Here is a 20591-nt window from a genome sequence, read left to right on the forward strand (position 1 = left end):
TCATACACCAAAGATAGGGGTTTTAACTAATTCCCCCAAGTTTTCAAACTGAACCGAATTCATCTTATACAAGAAGTATGTTTTTCGACCATAAAAAAACGGTTGCCATTTCTAACAACCGTTTTCCATAAAAACATACATTAAGTACACCCTCAGGGATTCGAACCCTGGACCCACTGATTAAGAGTCAGTTGCTCTACCAACTGAGCTAAGAGTGCATTCAAAAAAATTAAATCGTAGTGGATACGAGAATCGAACTCGTATTGCATGCGTGAGAGGCATGTGTCCTAACCGTTAGACGAATCCACCAAGTTTTTTTTTAGAAAAGCATCGGCTTTCATAAACCGATGCTTTCTTTTTTTCATTCCTTGCGGAAGCTGGGGGATTCGAACCCCCGGTACGGTTACCCGTACGTCAGTTTAGCAAACTGGTGGTTTCAGCCACTCACCCAAACTTCCTTAGTAACCAGCATTTCTTCTCAAATGCGGTGCAAATGTATGGGAAACTTTTGGACTATGCAAATCTTTCCAGCATATTTTTTTCGCATTTTTGCAAGAAAAGTTGTAACACATTAACACTCAAAACCTAATGAAGAAAGAAAAAAAACAGCGGATCTGCTACGATAAAAAAAAATCCCTATCTTTGTCCCATTAAATGACACGCAAACCTGTATAATTTATTATGGACGCATTACTCAAAGAGACGGTGGACGCCGCTGTCAACTCCCGTTATCCCGACATGGCAGCCGAAGGCAGGCGGCAGATAAAAGAAATCCTGGTTCGTAAAGATGTGAAAAAAGGAGAGATTTTACTGAAAGAGGGAGAGATTAGCCATAATGTTGTATTGGTCGGGAAAGGCATGTTGCGCCAATTCTACTATAAGAACGGAAAAGACGTCACCGAACACTTCTCTTATGAAGGCTGTATCGTTATCTGTATTGAAAGCACCTTGAAAAAAGAACCTACCCACCTTATGATAGAGGCGCTCGAAGACAGTGTAGTCTACCTGCTTCCTTATGACAAATTAATGCTTCTCACCGAAATATCGTGGGAAATCAATGTGTTCTATCGCAAAATGCTCGAATATTCCCTAATTATCTCACAAGTCAAAGCCGATTCCTGGCGGTTCGAAACGGCACGCGAGCGTTACAACCAACTGATGCGGCACCAACCGGAAGTTATCAAGCGGGCTCCCCTATCGCACATCGCCTCTTACCTGCTAATGACACCCGAGACATTGAGCAGAGTACGTTCGGGCATACTTTAGCCGCTATTGTCTCCTGTACTCCTTAGGCGAAAGTCCGGTATGATGCTTGAAGTATTTGCCGAAGAAAGACTGATTGGCAAAGTGCAACTCATCGGCTATCTCCTGAATACTTTGTTCGGATGATTTCAACAGCGCCTTCGCTTCCAGAATCACCAGGCTGTCAATCCACTCACCCGCCGTCTTTCCACTCACCTCTTTCACCACGGTAGAAAGATGTTTGGGCGTAAGGAACATCTTATCGGCATAATAAGACACACTCCTCTCCTCTTTGTAATATTCGGACACATAGCGGATAAAGTGCTCAAACAAATCTTCCTTACGGCTTTTCGGAGTACGTCCGGCAGGTGCATGCCCCTGATAGATATCATATATCTCGTAAAACAGGCTTTGCAACAGCCCCTGCGTAATCTCTTTACGATAAGGATTGCCTTTCAACTTTACTTTGCTCCACAGAAAAGAGTGATACTCCTCGAACGATTGCAACTCCTCGGCGGTGATATCAATGCATGGGCGCTCCTTCACCATAAAGAACAAGGGAAACAACTGCTGCATCGTGGGTATCACCAAATCCATGAAATCCCGGGACACCGCTATAAAACTGCCCGAGAAATCATCGGAGCGTTCGCCTTGCTGCACAATCTGTTCGGGCAGGATGACACAAAGCATCCCTTCTTTCAGTTCATATTCCTGCAGATTGATGGTCATCTTGCACCACCCTCTTCGGCAGACAGCAAGGCAGGCGGCATTCAGGCGTGTGGGATAGGATGTGAAAGGTATGTCCTTTATATCATCAAAAATAGCGAAATCATTACCGATAAAGTCTATCATGGGTAAATGCTGTATTTCGGAAATATCGACATTATGTATCAGTTTTGTATCCATAGTTTTCGTGCTTTGCCGGCAAATATAGAATTATTCACGGAATAATTTTATTTAAGAGCCTGTTTAAATTTTGTTTAATTCTTTGAGAACGTTCCAACCGATGCGGGACAAAATTCAAACAGGCTCTCCAAAAATCGGGACCGTTGTCCTAATTCATTATCTTAAAGCCGATGAAAAACGTACGCGGCTGCGTAGGACCGTAAAAATATCCGGCATCGCGAAACTCACCCTTATCCAAATCTTTCTGAAAACTGTTGAATATATTCTGCACACCTGTGTTCAGCTGAAGCTTTAGATGATCGTGCAGCACGAAGGTATAGTTCAACTTCAGGTTAAGGTCGAAGAATTGCGGCGTATGTTCCATACGGTCGGTTTCGATATATCCGGCATAGTGCGGCACAATCATCTTGCCCGTATAAGTGCCTGAAAGAGAGAAATCGAAATTCGTTACCGGAGCGGACGAGAACGTGAAGTAACCGTAATAATCGGGCGTACGGGGCATGCGGCGGGTTGTAAGCTCCTCACCATCCACCTGCGTCCAGACCTCATCGCGGGTATAGCGGCTACGTTGTGCGGTAAAGCCCAACTGGAACTGCGCCTCCTTGCCGTGAGCAATCCGCGCGTCAAGGTTAGCACCATACACACGGGCGCCATTTCCGTTACGGCGTTCCTTGATTACATCACCCTTATCGTCCCTGCCGACATCTTCGAGCACAAAGACATGGCGCAAGTCGGTATAGAACCCCTCCACGAGAATATTTGCCTGCCAATGTCCCAGCCGGGTGGTCCAGTCCACCGAACCGCTATAACTGTTCGAACGCTCCTCACGCAGGTTGTCCGCCAACTTAATTTGCACACCTTCGCCGCCCACTGCGGTGACATGCAAGTCTTCATCGTACGCTTGCGGGGCACGAAAACCGGTGGAGTACGTCAAGCGCGCCTGGAAATCCTCGGCAGGCTTATAAAGCAGGTTGATGCGGGGACTGAAAATCAGTTTGTCTATCAGGTTGTGCTTGTCCAGCCTGGCTCCGACAAGCATGGTCAGCACACGCATCTTCCATTCGTTCTGTACGAAAGCACCGGCGATGCGGACATCCTGCCGCATGTCGCGATGATACCCCGTCATGACATCGTGCATGGAGTTGTCCTGATACTCAAACCCGCCCGTAAAGGTGGCGGGAGCAAAAAGGCAGTTGTCCATATTGCCTACGTACATGCCGCCTGCCACCCACGTCAGGTCGTCCGTCTTGCCATAGGCATTCATATCTTTCTGCGCGCCGTAGTAACTGTTGCGATCGGTGTGCTGAATGGAACCGTACAACGAGATTTTGTGTTTATACTCGCGCCAGAAGAGGTCGTAACTCAGTCCGCCGCTATTGATAACATGCTTGGTTTGCTCGGTGATGTCCGCTTCGTGCGGCTGAAGATCGAAGCAGTTGCCGCCACGGCGAAACTCGTTAGTGGTGTGATACTCCAGATTGACGCGGCTGAAATGCGTGGGACGATAGTAAGCGCGGAAACCGAAAGTGTTCATGTTCAACTTGCCCAGTTCGGAGAAGCCGTCACCGTCTCGGTCGTAAGGATTACGGTTGCGATAGCTTTCGTACAGGGCAATTCCGTAGGAGTTGTCTTTGGCAACCAAAGAGACATTCGCTCCCATAGACTGCTCCCAAGACTTGCCGTCCATGTTGGAAAGCATGCCCGACACCTGAAACGAATTGTTGATGGGGTCTTTGGTAATGATATTGACGGTGCCGCCCACGGCATTGGCGCCAAACAGCGCCGAACCGCCGCCACGTACCACCTCTACCCTTTCAATCATGTTCACCGGTATCTGCTCCAGTCCGTACACGCCGCTCAACGCACTGATAACGGGGCGGCTGTTAATCAGGATTTGCGAATAAGGTCCTTCCAGACCATTGATACGCACCTGCGGGAAACCGCAGTTCTGGCAGTTATTTTCCACACGCAACCCCGACTGATAGTTGAGCGTTTTGGCAAGGTCGGTGGAATTTACCATTTCAAAAAGTTTGGCACTCATCACATTGACCACCACGGGAGCAGCCTTGCGGCTCACCTCATTGCGGTTGGCAGACACTACCACCTCATCGGTCATGAAACTTTCTTCCTGCATCGGGAAATGCACTACTGACGTAAAATCCTTGTTTACCTCGATCTCCTTCTCCTGCGTCTTATAGCCCACGGCAGATACGCGCAACGTATATTTGCCTGCCGGCAGATTCTTAAACTCGAACTGTCCTTCTTCATTAGACACTGTCCCCTGCCCGCTGCCTACAATCAACACAGTGGCATACGGTATGTTCTCTTCCGAACCTTCCACAAGGACATGACCGGAAATCATATTGCCTTCCTTAATCGGAGCTGCGGCAATGGCTGCGCCGATACTTGCCACGGCAAGCATCAACGATAATATATAATGTTTCATTTGAATAATCGCTTTTATTTCAGTTACTTAATAGCACCAACCGATATCAATGCCAGGCATGGCAAATACTTAAAGGATGGTACAACGAATACCAAGCGCCGGTACATCGGATACCAAGCGCCGGCACAATAAATACCACACACCGGCATAACGGACGCCGAGTGCCGGTGCGGACAAAATCAAAGAGTAACGAAATAAGGAGGAGCGCGAAGCGACACTACCCGATACGCTTTCCCCTTGATGACGGGAGTATCGGTCACGCCTTCCACCACCCGCAACAAGGGGCGCATCGGATGTTGTATTTCACTGCACTCCGGTTTGTCCGAACTGAAATGCGACAACAACCCGATAACAATCAGTGAAGTGGCGGAATGTGAATGCTGGTCATGAAAGGGGTGCGAGTGGGTTATCAGCACCCCGTTGATGTAGTGGACGTGAGTAAATGCCGTTACACTTGCCTGGTAAGCTACGAAAAGCACCAGCAAGCACAATGCGCATATCGTTTTTTTCAGCCTTCTCACGTCTTATCAGCTCTTTTTTATTTTTGGGACCACAAAGTTAACGATTATTCCTGAACTTTACCAAACAAAAACTCATAATCGCGTTTGGACGCCGGAACGGTCCATGCCTCAGGTACGAATTTCCACTGGCCCAGCGCGCACGGCTCAATCACTTTCTTCCGTTCGATGTATTGCATCAGATAGTAGCGCAAATCCTTGTCGGTAGAACTGATGACACGTTCTTTCAGTTTGTCATGAGGAATACCCGCACCTTTTGTCAGCAGCTCGCCGCCGCCGTTGCCCCGGTACGAATTAAGAGTTACCGTATACATCTTATCCATATCAAACGGAGTACCGTCCGCCATGCTGAGAATGGTTACTTTCCCGCCCATCGGCTTCGTAACGTCCACCGTATAAATGATGCCTGCGGCAGAGTCGAAGTTAAAACTGGGGTTCTTGAAAACGGCCCGGTCCGCCGCACCCTCGCGAGGTTTATCGCGCAACAACAGAAGATGGTCATCGGGCGAAGTCATGCGGTTGGTCCAGAGACCGTAAGACATTTCCAAGGCATCGCGAACCTCCCTGCCCGAAAGCTTCATGGTGTAGAGCATATTCTCGTACTTATAGAGACTGAACATATCGCATACGCGGACATCCCCTTCCATAATCCGTGTATCGTATGACAAAGGGGCTGCCAACGAAATCTCGGCACCGCTGATGTCCAACTGCAAGGTATGGATAAGGTCGACAAAAGCGGAAGAACCGAAATAGGCGGGACGGGTGGAGACGGTCTTCGTGAAACGTCCTATCTTCTTCGAAACAAAATCCTGAACGGTGGCGTATTGCGGCGCGAAACGCTCCATGAACTCATCACTGACGCCATACTCCCCGGTATCTGTCAGCATGCCGTCAATTTTCTTTTCCACCACTTTGCCACCGCGCATTTTCACGGTGATGTCCACGTTGCTCACCACCAGTCCATTGCTTGCGGGGTCAATCACCAGCACGGAGTCGCCTGCCACATTTTGTACCTTCCTGCATTCGCGGGTGTGGTCATGCCCCATCAGCACGATGTCGAAGCCCGGCACATTGCGTGCCACTTCGAGCGAAGCGTTATCGCGGTATTTGCCACCCATCAGCACGGCATTCTGTCCGGCATGGAATATGCCGATTACAATGTGAGGCCGCTCCTTTTCACGGATTATCTTCATCCACTTGTGCGCGGTCTCTTCCATATCGTCAAAGCGGAGTCCTCTCCACAGATTCTGCGGCAACCACACCGGAATGGCAGGTGTTATCATGCCGAGAACGGCAATCTTCACCCCATCACGCTCGAGCATGGCATACGGCGGGAAGTGCGGCTCGCCCGTATCCGCATCGACGATGTTGGCTCCTAATACGGGAATTTGGCAATCGCCAGCCCAACGGTCGAACACGGCACGTCCCGTCTCCACATCATGGTTACCCATATTGGCGGCGGCATAGCCCATGAAGCTCAACATCTCTGCCGTGAGATGAGGAGACACCGTATCGATATAATTGTAATAGTATGCCGCAGGCTGCCCTTGCAGGATATCGCCGTTGTCCAGCAAAATCAGGTTGTCCTTATACGTCTCGCGCTCTTTCTGCACGAACGAAAACACACGCGCCAGGCTGCCGGCGGCTTCCCGTTGCAGGATGAAATCGTGGGGATAATAGTTCCCATGTATGTCACTGGTCTGTACGATTTTCAGTTTGACCTCTTTTTCGCTGTCACAAGCAACAATCGTGCCTATCAGCAGGAAAAGCAGAACGGCACCATAACGGATTATTCTTTTCATCATTCTATATACTATATATATTTTAACGGAGTTATCCCTTCCAACTCCTGAAAAACACAACTCCTCTAAAAGCAAGAACCATGTTGCAAAGATACAATAAAACTCAAAAAAGGTGTCAGGAAAGATTGTTTTTCGTACTTTTGGCACCCATTATTAAAAAGAAGCTGACATGACACAAATCTTTCACAGCATGATAGCTGCCATTCTCGGCATATCAGAAAAACAAATCGGGCAAACCCTTGCCCTGCTCAATGACGGAGCAACCATTCCGTTTATCAGCCGTTATCGCAAAGAAATGACGGGCGGACTGGATGAAGTGCAGATAGAATCCATCCAAACCCACTACGAAAAACTGAAAGAGACGGCGAAGCGGAAGGAGACCATTGCCAACACCATCCGCGAACAAGGAAAAATGACTGCGGAACTGCAAAAGCGCATTGACGAAACATGGGACAACACCGCCCTCGAAGATATTTACCTGCCCTACAAACCCAAACGGAAAACCCGCGCGGAAGCCGCCCGGCAGAAAGGACTTGAACCGCTTGCCACTCTGCTGATGCTCCAACGCGAGCCTCATCCCGAACGGCGTGCTGCCGGCTTTGTGAAAGGAGAAGTAAAGGACGTGGACGATGCCCTGAAAGGCGCACGCGACATCATTGCCGAACAGGTGAGCGAGAATGAACGCGCCCGCAACACACTGCGAAACACCTTTGCGCGCCAAGCCGTGCTGACTGCCAAAGTGATAAAAGGCAAAGAGGAAGAAGGTGCCAAATACAGAGACTACTTCGACTGTTCGGCACCCCTGAAACGGTGCAGCTCGCACCGCTTGCTTGCCATCCGCCGTGCCGAAGCCGAAGGATTGCTTAAAGTAAGCATCAGTCCGGACAACGAAGAGTGCGTGGAAAGGCTGGAAAGACAGTTCGTGCAGAGCAACAATGCTTGCGGAAGGCAGGTGGCAGAAGCCGTACAGGATGCTTACAAGCGCCTGCTGAAGCCCTCTATCGAGACTGAATTCGCCGCGCAAAGCAAGGAACGCGCCGATGATGAAGCCATCCGCGTTTTTGCAGAGAACTTGCGGCAACTGCTGCTTGCATCGCCGTTGGGACAGAAAAGGGTGATGGGAATAGACCCGGGATTCCGCACCGGCTGCAAGGTGGTGTGCCTGGATGCACAGGGCAATCTGCTGCACAACGAGAATATCTACCCGCACCCGCCGGTGAACCAAGCCAAAGAGGCTTTCGGCAAACTGCAAAAGATGATAGAGGCATACCGGATTGAAGCCATCGCCATCGGAAACGGCACTGCCAGCCGCGAAACGGAAGATTTCCTGAAACGCCAAGTGTTCAGCCGTGAAGTGCAGATTTTCATTGTCAGCGAGCAGGGTGCTTCCATCTACTCCGCTTCCAAGATAGCCAGGGACGAGTTTCCGGAATACGACGTGACGGTGCGCGGAGCAGTCTCCATTGCCCGCCGGCTTATGGATCCGTTGGCCGAACTTGTCAAGATAGACCCGAAGTCTATCGGTGTAGGGCAATACCAGCACGATGTGGACCAAAGCAAATTGAAGAAATCGCTCGACCAGACCGTAGAGAATTGCGTAAACCTGGTGGGTGTCAATCTGAATACGGCAAGCAGCCATCTGCTGACGTACATATCGGGGCTTGGTCCCCAGCTGGCGCAGAACATCGTGAACTACCGTGCCGAGAACGGGGCGTTCTCCTCACGCAAAGAGCTGATGAAAGTGCCGCGCATGGGTGCGAAAGCCTTTGAACAGTGTGCCGGATTTCTGCGTATACCGAATGCTGAAAATCCGCTGGACAATACTGCCGTGCATCCCGAAAGTTATCATATCGTGGAGACTATGGCGAAAGACCTGGGTTGCAGCGTGGCGGAACTGATTGCCGACAAGGAGTTGCGGCTGAAGATACAACCGGAACGCTACCTCTCCCCTACCGTCGGGATGCCGACCCTGAAGGATATCCTGCAAGAATTGGAGAAGCCGGGACGCGACCCGCGCGGCCCCATCAAAATATTCGAGTTCGACAAGAATGTACGTACCATTGACGACCTGCGCATAGGCATGGAACTGCCGGGAATCGTGGGCAACATTACCAATTTCGGCGCTTTCGTTGATATAGGCATCAAAGAAAACGGGCTGATACACCTCTCCCAACTTGCACAGAAGTATGTATCAGACCCTAATGAAATTGTGTCCATTCATCAGCAGGTGCGCGTAAAAGTGCTCAGCGTAGACACTGAGCGGAAACGCATACAACTGACGATGATCGGAGTGGAACAGTAGAGGCTATTTCCTGTAAACCAGCCTGTCCTTGCCATCGCCGAAAAGATTATCGCCCAAAGTCGTAATCTTATTGCCTGTGGCAAGGACATGGCGCAAATTGTTGCATCCCATGAATGCGCCGTATTCGATGGCGGTTACCCCGGCGGGCAATACCAATGTGCCGCACAGACGTCCGCATCCGCTGAAAGCGCGCTGCCCGATGCTCTTCAAGCCACGAGGCAGCTTGACTTCAAGCAGATATTTCTTTTGAGTAAATGTATAGTCGGGAATGGCGGTAGCATTGCACTTAGACAGGTCTACGCTCACCAGATTGGGCATATAATTGCGTATCAAGGTGAAGTCCGCTTCATCCATCTTGCCCTCTACCGTAAGAAAGTTTACATCTTTGGGTTGGATGCCGGCACGAATAAGCTCACTGGCAAGACTGCCCATAGCGGCTATCTGCACAACGGCTCCCACCGGATCGCCTTCAATAAAGGCAAATGTCTCCCACCTTTTGCCACGACGGTAAGAGTCGCTACTGCCCAGCGGGACAAACACGGCCGTTACGCTGTCTGCCAAAGCTTCGGGCAACAAGTTCGGCGGAGTCTTCTTACGTATACGGCAAATTTTCAGGTTGGTACATCCCTTGAATGCGCCGTCTTCGATGTTCTTGGTCTTATCGGACAAGATTACTTGGCTTAAAGAGGTCTTTCCGACAAAGGAACTGTCACTGAATTGCTTGCAGAAAGCATAGGACGGAATGCAATTGGCGGGATAGACATAAAAACGGTCGGGATGCGTACCGTTCTTTCCGGCATACATGCTGATGGACGCATTGGATATATCCAGTATTTGCAGTTTCTTGAATTCATCACGCAGGTGGCGGAAATCAATGGCATTCAGTTTGCCTTGCAGGACAAGATGGGTAATCTCATTTGCCTCATCTTCAGTGAGCATTTCCACCAAAGTGCCGGGCTTGGCTACGGTATATCTCTTGAAAGTCTGTGCAGAGCCGTTCAGCATAACACCCCATCCGGCAACCGCTAAAAGTATTTTTCTCAAGTTCATGTTTTAAGTGTCAGATTGATTTGAATTTTCAAATATAAGAAGAAACCGCCAATCGCGGACAACGATTTCACTTTTTATTATGTATTTTTGTCGGATATTAATTTACCGAAATCATTTTTTACTCATGGGAACCGTTGAAAATGAATCCAAAGCAAAACGTTTTGGAAAAGTGGCAATCGATATTTTTTCATTTGCCGCACTTACAGCCGTTATTGTTGTAATGATAAGTATACCTTTCGCAATGGTGCTGCAAGCATCGGGCATGGCGGAAACAAACAGCATGTTCCATTTCGTATTAAGCGAAACCTTGCTGCTGATAGGCGTACTCCTTTCCGCCTGGATTGTATGGCATTTGCGCGGCTTTTCATTGGCAGAGCTGAAACGTTCATTCGCCATGTGTCCGAAGGACTGGTTGTACGGAGCATTGCTGGCAACCGTTCTTTATGCCGTGGGCTTCGGCGTTTCTTTGGGGTTAGGAGCGATAGAGGTTACGGAAACAGCCTTCAATCCCTTCTCCCTGTTGACCAGCCTTCTCTTCTTCCTGCTGGTAGCCGTCACCGAAGAGTGGGCTTTGCGAGGGTTTGTACTGGAACGCATGCTACAAGGCGGGGTGAACAAGTTTTGGGCACTGTTCCTCTCTGCCACCCTGTTCTCACTGATTCATATAGGCAATCCGAACTTCAACTTCCTCTCTTTTATCAACATTCTGCTGGCGGGTATCCTGTTAGGTTCTTCCTATATATATACACGTAACCTTTGCTTCCCGATATCCCTACACTGGTTTTGGAACTGGATACAAGGTCCCGTCTTGGGCTACGAAGTAAGTGGAAATAAGTTTTGCGACGGTTTGCTGACGCTTCATCTGCCCGAAGCCAATCTGATAAACGGCGGCGCTTTCGGTTTCGAAGGTTCCGTACTGTGCACGGTGTTGCTGGTAGTGGGCACGGGAGTGATTTTAAAGATGTTCAAGAAATAAAAAGAGGGGTGTATCAAAACACCCCTCTGTATTCCAATCCTATTGTTTACTTATACATCTTCGCCCTCAACTCCTTGATATGGTCGGAAGTGATGTATTCGTCATACTCCATCATCTTGTCAATGATACCGTTCGGCGTCAGCTCGATGATACGGTTTGCCACAGTCTGAATGAACTCGTGGTCGTGTGACGAGAAGAGGATATTTCCCTTATACGTCTTCAGGTTATTGTTGAATGCCTGGATAGATTCCAAATCAAGATGGTTGGTCGGTGTATCCAAAATCAGACAGTTGGCATTGCGCAGCTGCATGCGCGCAATCATACAACGCATCTTCTCGCCACCCGACAATACGCTCGCTTTCTTCAACACCTCTTCGCCGGAGAAAAGCATACGTCCGAGGAAACTCTTCATATACACCTCATTGCCCTCTCCGAACTGGCTCAGCCAGTCTACCAAATTCAAATCCGTATTGAAAAAAGCGGTGTTGTCCAACGGCAGGTAAGCGGTGGTGATGGTGACACCCCAATTGAAAGTTCCCGCATCCGGCTTCATATTCTCGTTGATAATCTCGAACAAAGCGGTCATGGCACGCGGATCGTGTGACAGGAATACAATCTTATCCCCTTTCTCCACATTGAAGTTCACATCGCGGAACAGCACCGTGCCATCCTCCAGCGTCTTTGTCAGTCCGGCAACCTCAAGAATCTGATTTCCCGGTTCGCGCTCGGGAGTAAAGATGATACCCGGATATTTGCGGGATGACGGTTTGATTTCCTCCACATTCAGCTTCTCCAGCATCTTCTTACGGCTGGTGGTCTGCTTGCTCTTCGCCACATTGGCACTGAAACGGCGGATGAACTCTTCCAGTTCCTTCTTCTTCTCCTCAGCCTTAGCCTTCTGGTTCTGCTGCTGACGGAGAGCCAACTGGCTTGACTCGTACCAGAAGCTGTAGTTACCGGCAAAAAGATTGATTTTTCCGTAGTCGATATCCACCGTATGCGTACAAACGGAATCGAGGAAGTGACGGTCGTGGCTTACCACGAGGACGGTATGTTCGAAATTGGCAAGATACTCTTCCAGCCAAGTCACGGTCTCCATATCCAAGTCATTGGTAGGCTCGTCCAGCAACAGGTTGTCGGGATTGCCATACAGCGCCTGCGCCAACATCACACGCACTTTCTCCTTGTTATTCAGCTCGCCCATCAGCACATAGTGCTTGTCTTCCTTGATGCCCAGCCCGCTCAATAAAGCGGCAGCGTCACTTTCGGCATTCCAGCCGTCGAGTTCGGCAAACTTCTCTTCCAGCTCGGAAACCTTCAAACCGTCTTCATCGGTGAAGTCTTCTTTGGCATACAGCACCTCGCGTTGCTTCATGATGTCCCATAACACCGTGTGCCCCATCATCACAGTGTCCATTACCGTATAAGCATCCCACTTGAAGTGGTCCTGGCTCAATACGGACAGACGCTCTCCCGGTCCCAGCATGATAGAGCCTGTTGTCGGGTCCAAATCACCCGAAATAGTGCGCAGGAAAGTAGACTTTCCGGCACCGTTCGCACCGATTATACCATAACAATTACCACTTGTAAACTTCAGGTTTACATCATTAAACAACACTCTTTTACCAAACTGCACCGATACGTTCGAGACTGTAATCATCTTTATATTTACGTTTTATTATATACTACTTACAATTTAATACCTATAGTCCTGCAAATTGCGGACACAAAGATACGAAATAATACGGTAAAACCGCTTACAACAAGTTAACTTATTGCATGATATGAAGTTAACAAAGTGCATGCAATGAAGTTAACTTATTGCAACCTATCAAGTTAACTTGCTTTCCGCACGATGTTAACTCACTGTTTTTTGATTTACAGGGGGTAGAGGAGCTATCAGGAATTTAGAAGGAGTTATCGCCCTTCGGGCTGAGGAGCCGCACATTTTTACGGTTAGAAGCCGATAGCATTACTGACGTATAGCGATACTATCGGCATATATCCCCCTTTAACTCCCGATAGCCGCTTCCAACTCCTGTAAATGAAAAGAGCCGTGATGTTGACCCGCTATTTATGTAACATTTCGCTGTCAATCTGGCATAAAAGCATTACCTTTGCTGCGTTTTTGGCAAAAGCAGCCAATTTGGCAAAGTTTTTGCTATTAAAACCTCATCATGTTAACTTAACCCTTAACGGTAACGAAAGTAAAACCATTTTATAAGAATAACAAGCATAACAATATGGACTTTAAAGAAAAAGAAAACATTAACGAAGAAGAGTTGAAAACGCAAGCCGCTCAAGACGAGAACAGCGAAGAAACAACTGAAAAGGAAGAGGTTGCCCTGACTGAAGAAGAAAAGCTCGCCCAAGAGTTGGAAAAAGCCAATGCGGAGATTGAAGACCAGAAAGACAAATACCTGCGTCTCTCTGCCGAGTTCGACAACTACCGCAAACGTACGATGAAAGAAAAAGCCGAGCTCATACTGAACGGCGGAGAAAAAAGCATCGGCAGCATTCTTCCTGTCGTGGACGACTTTGAACGCGCCTTGAAGAATATGGAAACCGCCACCGACGTAGCCGCCGTAAAAGAAGGAGTGGAACTTATCTACAACAAATTCATGACGGTTCTGGGGCAGAATGGCGTTAAAGTAATCGAAACCAAAGAGCAACCGCTGGATACGGACTATCACGAAGCCATTGCCGTTATTCCGGCTCCCGATGAAGCTTTGAAAGGGAAAATTCTGGACTGCGTGCAAACCGGTTACACACTAAACGACAAAGTAATCCGCCATGCCAAGGTAGTGGTTGGAGAATAACATACACAGTTATATGGAAAAAAGAGATTATTACGAAGTACTGGAAGTCGAAAAAACAGCATCGGCAGACGAGATAAAGAAAGCCTACCGTAAAAAAGCAATCCAATATCACCCCGATAAGAACCCCGGCGACAAGAGCGCCGAAGAGAAGTTCAAGGAAGCGGCAGAGGCATACGATGTATTGAGTAACCCCGACAAGCGTGCCCGCTATGACCAGTTCGGCCATGCCGGAATGAGCGGTGCCGCAGGCAACGGCGGACCTTTCGGCGGCTTCGGCGGCGGTATGTCCATGGACGATATATTCTCCATGTTCGGCGATATATTCGGCGGACACAGTGGTGGCTTCGGCGGCGGTTTCAGTGGTTTCGGCGGATTTGGCGGCGGCGCACAGCAGCAACGCCGTTACCGCGGTTCGGACTTGCGCGTGAAGGTGAAGCTGAACCTCAAGGAAATTTCCACCGGAGTAGAGAAAAAATTCAAACTGAAAAAGTATGTGCCCTGCAGCCACTGCCACGGAACCGGTGCGGAAGGAGACGGCGGTGCGGAGACCTGCCCCACTTGTAAAGGCAGCGGTACGGTAATCCGCAACCAGCAGACCATCCTCGGAACGATGCAGACGCGCGCCACCTGCCCTACTTGCGGCGGCGAAGGCAAAGTAATCAAAAACAAATGTAAGGAATGCGCCGGTGAAGGCATTGTCTATGGTGAAGAGGTTGTCACGGTGAACATCCCCAAAGGCGTAGCCGAAGGCATGCAGCTCTCCATGGGCGGCAAAGGTAATGCCGGCAAGCATAATGGCGTGCCGGGCGACTTGCTGATTCTCGTAGAGGAAGAGCAGGACAAGGAGTTGATTCGTGACGAGAACGATCTGATTTACAATCTTCTGCTTAGTTTCCCGACTGCCGCATTGGGTGGCGCGGTAGAAATACCGACCATTGACGGCAAGGTAAAGGTGAAAATCGAATCGGGTACGCAACCCGGCAAAGTTCTCCGCCTGCGCGGCAAAGGTTTGCCCAACGTAAACGGATACGGAACCGGAGATTTGCTGGTGAATGTCAGCGTATACGTGCCCGAAACCCTGAACAAGGAAGAGAAGAAAGCGTTGGAAGAAATGGAAGGTTCGGATAACTTTAAGCCGAACACTTCTATCAAAGAGAAGATTTTTAAGAAGTTCAAGAGTTTGTTTGACTAAGACTCGATGCAATTTCAAAATAAAAACGAGACTGTCTCATCATATTTTTTGAGTTCAGTCTCGTTTTTATATCAACAGGTTTCTATTTTATCCAACCGATAAATCCACGCCAAAGAAATTATTCCCACTACTTCATCAAACGCGCAAACTTCGCAACCAATTCTGCCTTATCGGCGCATACGGACAAATTACGTCCCTCGGCATCGACCAACAAGGACGCACGCTGTGAAGTGGCAAATGATAACACCTCCGCTGTCTCCTCTACGAAAACGCAACCGGGGAAAAGAGGCACACACACCTCTCTGGTCTCTCCTTTCCATTCCCTGAATACGATTTGCATAGGACAAAACGCAGTATATCCTGCGGCATTTAAACGCTGCATCAATTTACGTTCCGATTTTGGCGCTGTATGCAGGGCACACCAGCGATTCATATCATTATTGGTCATCATATCGCTTTGTTTGCTTTTCTCCAGTCTTTAACTAAATCTTTCACAAATAATATCCAGCCTACGCATCCCACTCCTGCCAGGAACACAAAACCTATAAGAATCATAATCTTATTAGGCTTGGCGGCGCGCAACGGCACCGTAGCCGGTTGCACAACCGTATATACCGGAGTAATCTCCTGCACCTTGGCCCTTGCCAACTGCAACTGTTCGGAAATCTGTGTGTAAACAGTATATGCCAATTCCATTTCATTCTTTAAACGTTCCTGCTCGGCACGATAGCTCAACAGAACCACGTTTTGGTTGGCATCCGCAAAAGCAGCATATTTTTGCTGGGCTTCTTCATAATCTTCCTTTACTTCTTTATATAATTTTTCCGTAAAGGCCAAATCATGACGGGCTTTATTGGTACGGTAGTTTGTGATATAGTTCTGCAAACAGTGCATCACCGTATCCGTCAACGAGGCGGATATCAGAGGGTCCTGCATGGTAACCTCCAAAGTGGTAACTCCTGTCTTCTTATCAATCGCAACCATGATACGATTACTCAACGCCTCTGCCACGCGTGCTTCATCCAACGTCAGGTGAAACGGGTCTATCTTCCCTTCTCTTTTCTCGGGTTTGTCCTTGAACAAGGACAATGTCCAACCCAAAGCCTTGAACGGAGCAGACGCTACGGCACTCATCCATGATGAACGCTGGTATTTGTCCAGATAGACATATAAAGTCGTATCTATCTTACCATTCCGGTCTTTGACTTTGACATCGAACAACTCCAACAGAAAAGGGGTTGACTTGACGATGTCCGGATACAGTTCCGGCGACAGCGCGTCCTCGCCTGCCGAAGCGCCACCAATATTAATTCCTGCCATGGCAGCCAATGCTCCCATACCTCCTCCAATGGTTTTACCGGCACTTTCAGGAGCCAGCGTTACTTTGGTGGAATATTCCTTAGGAATACTGAATGCCACGACCAACCCGATAAGGGCGGCAATGCCGCACGCCTTGAAAATCAATTTACGTTCCGCCCACACGTTCCGGGCAAGTTCAATCAAATCAATCTCCTGCTCTTCCAACTGCTGTGATGCTATCTTCTGTATTTTTTCTTCGCTCATAGTTCTCGATTACTTAAAAAGGTTAACCATAGTGGCAATCATCGTTGCCAAAGAAGCCGCAGACGTACCCATACCGATAATTTCGGCAGGACTCATTCTCTTCTTGGGATCTCTGCTCGGTACAATAATCTCACATCCCGGTTCGATATCTTTCTCTCCGCCGGATTTCAAGCGGGAAACTGTACCGTTCATGTGTACGACATAAGCCCTGCGTTTTCTGGCATCATTGCCGAATCCGCCTGCCTGATTGACATAGTATTTCCACTTTTCCCCTTTCTTATAAAGAACCGTATTGGGATACATCACGGCACCGCTTATCTTGACTGTGCTCACGTATTCGGGCACATAGAGCATATCCCCCTCACGCAACACCATGTCATAATCCGAACCCGGGTTCTGCAAAGCCTTCTCCAAATTGATGCCGACCGAATAAGTATCGGACAGACCTAACTTCTGCACGGAGATAGAGTCGCCCCCGGAAGTCATTTGCGCCATACGCAATACATCCTCTTTGCGGCGGATTTCCTCTTCGTTCATCTTACGCAGCAAACGGGCTCCCTTAGCGTATGCATCCGAAGATATGCCCCCTGCCTTGGTTATCAGGTCGCTCAAACGTTCGTTTTTCTTGGACAATGCGTAACTTCCGCTGAAAAGGACTTCCCCTGCCACCGTCACAGTCTGCTGGCGATGATAAGCCGGACTTTTACGGATATACACCTCGTCAAACGGTTCGAGGTGGAAAGAGTCACCGTTCTCACCCACCAAAAAGCCTTCTTTCAGGTCGAAAGAGAAACTCTGGCCTATTTTTCCGCTGAAAACAGTGCTTCTGGGGTCTTTTACACGGCGGGCAACCTCAACCCTGGTGGTAGCCGCAGTCTCCAACAGACCGCCTGCCTGCAAAATCAGGTCTTCCACCGTCATCTTGTCCGCATACAGGTAAGTGCCGGGAATGGCAACCTCGCCGTGGATGGCAACCGTAGTCTCTTCCCTCAAATCCTGAATACTGGGAATAAACAATATATCGTTCTTCTGCAAAGGAATATCCGCAACAACGCCGTTCAGCAACCCTTTCAAGTCCACCGAAATCATTTCACGCGTCAGGTCTTCATATTCACGGCTGATAACGGCACGGTTCAGGAAAGCGTCTCCACGCACACCTTCCGCCTTCTTTATCAATTGCTTCACGGTATTCACCTCTCCGCTCAACTGATACAAGCCCTCGCGATAAACGGCACCGCGAACCTCCACCAGGTTTTCAAAACGATTAAGCACGGAGTCTACCGTAAGTACATCGCCATCCTCCAAGCGGAATACCGAATAATCCATTTCGTCTATATTGAAAATCTGATGTTCGCGTCCGCTCTTACGCACAAGACGGATGGCTTTCTTATACGCGTCACCCGTAAAACCGCCGGCATATTTCAACAGGGCGCCGATTGTTTCCGTAGGTTTCATCTCGTAATACATAGGACGTTTCACCTTGCCCAATATCCGGACCAAAGTCTGATAAGGATTGACGAGAATCACGTCACCGTCTTGCAGGCGGATATCCCCCTTCAACCTGCCTTCCATGATAAAGTCATAGATATCCAGGTCGGCGACCGTATTTCCGTCGCGCACCACCTTTATACTGCGAAGGCTACCTATTTTGTTTACTCCACCCGCCCAATACAAGGCATGGAAGACAGAAGCGAATGAAGAGAGCGTATACGTGCCCGGCACGGCAACCTCACCCATAATGTTCACCTGAATGGAACGGATTTCACCCAATGTCAACTTGATTTGAGTATTGGGACTTTCTCCCGTAACCCCGGCATATATTTTAGCAAATTCACGCTTCAAATAGTCGTTTGCCTCTTTCACGGTCTTTCCACCCAGATAAACCGGACCCAGGTTTTCTATTTGCACGGTGCCTTCCGGCGAGATTATCTCGCGAATCGTTTTCTGGGAAGCACCCCAAACATCAATAATAACTTCATCGCCTGCGCCCAAGCGATAATTGCTGGGTGTCGCCACATTTATATTAGGTTCGAACGTCAGGTATTCGTTCTCGAAAATATTGTGCCCGAAAATCTGCTGGGTAGGATCGACTTTCGTGCTATCAACGAAAAGGAAATCTAACGGTTTGCTGTCATCCAATTTTATTTCATATCCGCTACGCTGTTGGCCGGCTTTTGTCCTCAGCCCTTTGATGCTCTGCTTCTTAGAGTCGATATCATTCAAATTGGAATCATCCTGGGAGATATTCTTGTTCTTGTTTTCATAAGTTTTCTGCGTACGCATGCGAGAGTTTGTATCCCCCACCTTTCCGGCACCGTTATTCTGGTTCGATTTACCTGAATATTTAGACTGTATTCTCTGAAGTTGTTCTTTCGTGACTCCTCTTTTCATCAATTCAACCAACATCTGCTGTTGCGTCTTTCCTTGACTCTGAGCCTCTTGCACATACATAACGACCTGTTCATCCGTCATTTGTTGGGCAAATACTACACTTGATACTGTAAACACCAACAAACACAATAGTATAAATTTGCGCATACGTAAGAGTTTTGATTAATCTTTTTTAGTTATCTAGTAATGTTTTAATTGGGGACAAAGGTAATATTTTATTTTTATAATATACATTTATTTCTTCAAAAGGAGCTGAAGAAAAACTTTTTGAACAAAGCTTAAACGGGCTCTCAATTCCATGCTTCAACACAGGCGTGATTTTCCTATATATTAAGGTGGGGCATGCAAAAAAAAGATAGCTCCACAAACACCGTAAGGGTATTTATCGGAAATATTCCAAAAAATACGGGATTTCTTTTTGCAAATTCAAATAAAGATGTACCTTTGCACCCCGTAAAGAAAAGCAACCGCCGCTATAGCTCAGTTGGTAGAGCAACGCATTCGTAACGCGTAGGTCGCCAGTTCAAGTCTGGCTAGCGGCTCTTATCAAAGAGTAAAAAAAAGACTGATATTAAAAAAATATCGGTCTTTTTTTATTAGAGTGATATTAAAAAGGCATGAAACCAAATAGAATCACGCCTAAAACAAGTTTTCAAAAGAATGATTACTGAGCCAATTGCAATTGTTTCTCCAAAGCCAGTCTGATATATCCATTAATTGTTGTACCTGCTTCTTGTGCAAGTGCGGCAATCCGACTGTGAATTTCCGGTGAAATACGGATGTTCAATGTTCCGCTATATGGTTTGCGAGGTTCTACGCCGTCAGCCAAACAGCCAGCAAGATAACTTTCTATTCCAGCTTCAAAATCAGCACGAAGTTCGTCAATAGTATTCCCTTCATAAAGAATCAAATCCTTACTCATTCCAAGAACCTTTCCAAAAAGGCAATTATCAGCTTTGCTATATTCCACAGAACCTTTATAGCCTTTATATTCCAAATAGTCCATATTCAATTCTCTTATTTAATTAAACCATTACTTTTCAAATGCTGATGTATCGTTTTCATCATCCACGCTTTCATTATGCTACCCGGATGCGGTTTGTGAATATCAATATATTGTCCCGTTTGTTCGTTTTTAAATCTCACCCGAGAACCGGACGTCGCACCTTTATTATGTTCATTATATCCAAAGGCAGAAAGCAATTTTATAGTTTCTTCATAAGTGAAGTCTTTAGGAAGTTTACAAAAACGGTTTATCAGCTTTTCTTTTGTACCCATGTTGGTTTGTTCTTTCCGCAAATGTAACTAAATTCAGTTACAAAACAAAATAATATAGAGAAAAGTTCCGGTCAAGTACACGGCTTTCATTTACAGGAGTTAGAGA

General features: G+C 47.9%; 16 protein-coding genes and 4 tRNA genes. 6 read left to right on the plus strand and 14 right to left on the minus strand.

The features are described 5' to 3' along the window. Positions 1 to 145: 145 nt before the first annotated feature. The 3 genes from QZ327_RS06905 to QZ327_RS06915 all read right to left on the minus strand — a co-directional run bounded on the left by QZ327_RS06905 (position 146) and on the right by QZ327_RS06915 (position 458). Positions 146 to 218: transfer RNA gene (locus QZ327_RS06905), tRNA-Lys, on the minus strand. Positions 219 to 237: 19 nt separating this feature from the next. After that, a tRNA-Glu gene (locus tag QZ327_RS06910) sits at positions 238 to 309 on the minus strand. Between the two features lie 62 nt (positions 310 to 371). Further along, positions 372 to 458: transfer RNA gene (locus tag QZ327_RS06915), tRNA-Ser, on the minus strand. Between the two features lie 223 nt (positions 459 to 681). Here QZ327_RS06915 and QZ327_RS06920 point away from each other — a divergent pair. After that, positions 682 to 1266, plus strand: a complete 585-nt coding sequence (locus QZ327_RS06920) for a cyclic nucleotide-binding domain-containing protein (protein WP_294618243.1) — start codon at positions 682 to 684, stop codon at positions 1264 to 1266. A 3-nt stretch (positions 1267 to 1269) separates the two neighbouring features. Here the strand turns inward: QZ327_RS06920 and QZ327_RS06925 are convergent, their stop codons facing one another. The 4 genes from QZ327_RS06925 to QZ327_RS06940 form a co-directional block, all read right to left on the minus strand. Then, positions 1270 to 2148 (minus strand): AraC family transcriptional regulator, encoded by an 879-nt coding sequence (locus QZ327_RS06925; protein WP_294618245.1) that lies wholly within the window; start codon positions 2146 to 2148, stop codon positions 1270 to 1272. Between the two features lie 148 nt (positions 2149 to 2296). Further along, on the minus strand, positions 2297 to 4594 hold the full coding sequence (locus tag QZ327_RS06930) for a TonB-dependent receptor (RefSeq protein ID WP_294618247.1): 2298 nt from the start codon (positions 4592 to 4594) through the stop codon (positions 2297 to 2299). Between the two features lie 179 nt (positions 4595 to 4773). Further along, positions 4774 to 5115 (minus strand): hypothetical protein, encoded by a 342-nt coding sequence (locus QZ327_RS06935; RefSeq protein ID WP_294618248.1) that lies wholly within the window; start codon positions 5113 to 5115, stop codon positions 4774 to 4776. A gap of 44 nt (positions 5116 to 5159) precedes the next feature. Beyond that, positions 5160 to 6917, minus strand: coding sequence for a bifunctional UDP-sugar hydrolase/5'-nucleotidase (locus tag QZ327_RS06940; protein WP_294618250.1), 1758 nt, complete (start codon positions 6915 to 6917; stop codon positions 5160 to 5162). A 166-nt stretch (positions 6918 to 7083) separates the two neighbouring features. Between QZ327_RS06940 and QZ327_RS06945 the strand changes: the two genes are divergently transcribed. Further along, a complete protein-coding gene (locus QZ327_RS06945; protein ID WP_294618252.1) occupies positions 7084 to 9216 on the plus strand; it encodes a Tex family protein in 2133 nt (710 codons plus the stop codon). A gap of 3 nt (positions 9217 to 9219) precedes the next feature. Here QZ327_RS06945 and QZ327_RS06950 read toward each other — a convergent pair whose 3' ends face one another. Then, positions 9220 to 10266 carry a leucine-rich repeat domain-containing protein gene (locus QZ327_RS06950; RefSeq protein WP_294618254.1) on the minus strand — a complete coding sequence of 349 codons (1047 nt, stop codon included), beginning with the start codon at positions 10264 to 10266 and terminating at the stop codon, positions 9220 to 9222. Between the two features lie 124 nt (positions 10267 to 10390). Between QZ327_RS06950 and QZ327_RS06955 the strand changes: the two genes are divergently transcribed. Then, positions 10391 to 11242: a type II CAAX endopeptidase family protein gene (locus QZ327_RS06955; RefSeq protein ID WP_294618255.1), complete on the plus strand. Its 852-nt coding sequence runs from the start codon at positions 10391 to 10393 to the stop codon at positions 11240 to 11242. Positions 11243 to 11288: 46 nt separating this feature from the next. Here the strand turns inward: QZ327_RS06955 and QZ327_RS06960 are convergent, their stop codons facing one another. Continuing rightward, a complete protein-coding gene (locus QZ327_RS06960) occupies positions 11289 to 12902 on the minus strand; it encodes an ABC-F family ATP-binding cassette domain-containing protein (protein WP_294618257.1) in 1614 nt (537 codons plus the stop codon). Positions 12903 to 13485: 583 nt separating this feature from the next. On the opposite strand from QZ327_RS06960, the gene QZ327_RS06965 reads away from it, so the two are divergent. Continuing rightward, a complete protein-coding gene (locus QZ327_RS06965; RefSeq protein WP_294618258.1) occupies positions 13486 to 14061 on the plus strand; it encodes a nucleotide exchange factor GrpE in 576 nt (191 codons plus the stop codon). Between the two features lie 13 nt (positions 14062 to 14074). Next, positions 14075 to 15253: a molecular chaperone DnaJ gene (dnaJ, locus tag QZ327_RS06970; protein ID WP_294618260.1), complete on the plus strand. Its 1179-nt coding sequence runs from the start codon at positions 14075 to 14077 to the stop codon at positions 15251 to 15253. Between the two features lie 127 nt (positions 15254 to 15380). Here the strand turns inward: dnaJ and QZ327_RS06975 are convergent, their stop codons facing one another. From QZ327_RS06975 to QZ327_RS06985, 3 genes are read right to left on the minus strand one after another with little or no spacing between them, the layout of a single operon-like run. After that, the gene (locus QZ327_RS06975) at positions 15381 to 15704 is read right to left on the minus strand and encodes a UpxY family transcription antiterminator (RefSeq protein ID WP_294618261.1); all 324 of its coding nucleotides are present in this window, start codon (positions 15702 to 15704) and stop codon (positions 15381 to 15383) included. Then, positions 15701 to 16816: a Wzz/FepE/Etk N-terminal domain-containing protein gene (locus QZ327_RS06980; RefSeq protein ID WP_294618262.1), complete on the minus strand. Its 1116-nt coding sequence runs from the start codon at positions 16814 to 16816 to the stop codon at positions 15701 to 15703. Before QZ327_RS06980 ends, QZ327_RS06975 begins: the two co-directional genes overlap by 4 nt. 9 nt (positions 16817 to 16825) lie before the next feature. Next, on the minus strand, positions 16826 to 19354 hold the full coding sequence (locus tag QZ327_RS06985; RefSeq protein WP_294618263.1) for an SLBB domain-containing protein: 2529 nt from the start codon (positions 19352 to 19354) through the stop codon (positions 16826 to 16828). 322 nt (positions 19355 to 19676) lie between these two features. On the opposite strand from QZ327_RS06985, the gene QZ327_RS06990 reads away from it, so the two are divergent. Then, positions 19677 to 19749, plus strand: a tRNA-Thr gene (locus QZ327_RS06990). A 122-nt stretch (positions 19750 to 19871) separates the two neighbouring features. Here QZ327_RS06990 and QZ327_RS06995 read toward each other — a convergent pair. Both QZ327_RS06995 and QZ327_RS07000 read right to left on the minus strand, forming a co-directional pair. Continuing rightward, on the minus strand, positions 19872 to 20213 hold the full coding sequence (locus QZ327_RS06995; protein ID WP_294618265.1) for a type II toxin-antitoxin system HicB family antitoxin: 342 nt from the start codon (positions 20211 to 20213) through the stop codon (positions 19872 to 19874). A gap of 11 nt (positions 20214 to 20224) precedes the next feature. Then, positions 20225 to 20485 carry a type II toxin-antitoxin system HicA family toxin gene (locus tag QZ327_RS07000; RefSeq protein WP_294618266.1) on the minus strand — a complete coding sequence of 87 codons (261 nt, stop codon included), beginning with the start codon at positions 20483 to 20485 and terminating at the stop codon, positions 20225 to 20227. Between the last annotated feature and the right edge of the window lie 106 nt (positions 20486 to 20591).

This window comes from uncultured Bacteroides sp., from assembly GCF_910578895.1.
GTDB lineage: Bacteria > Bacteroidota > Bacteroidia > Bacteroidales > Bacteroidaceae > Bacteroides.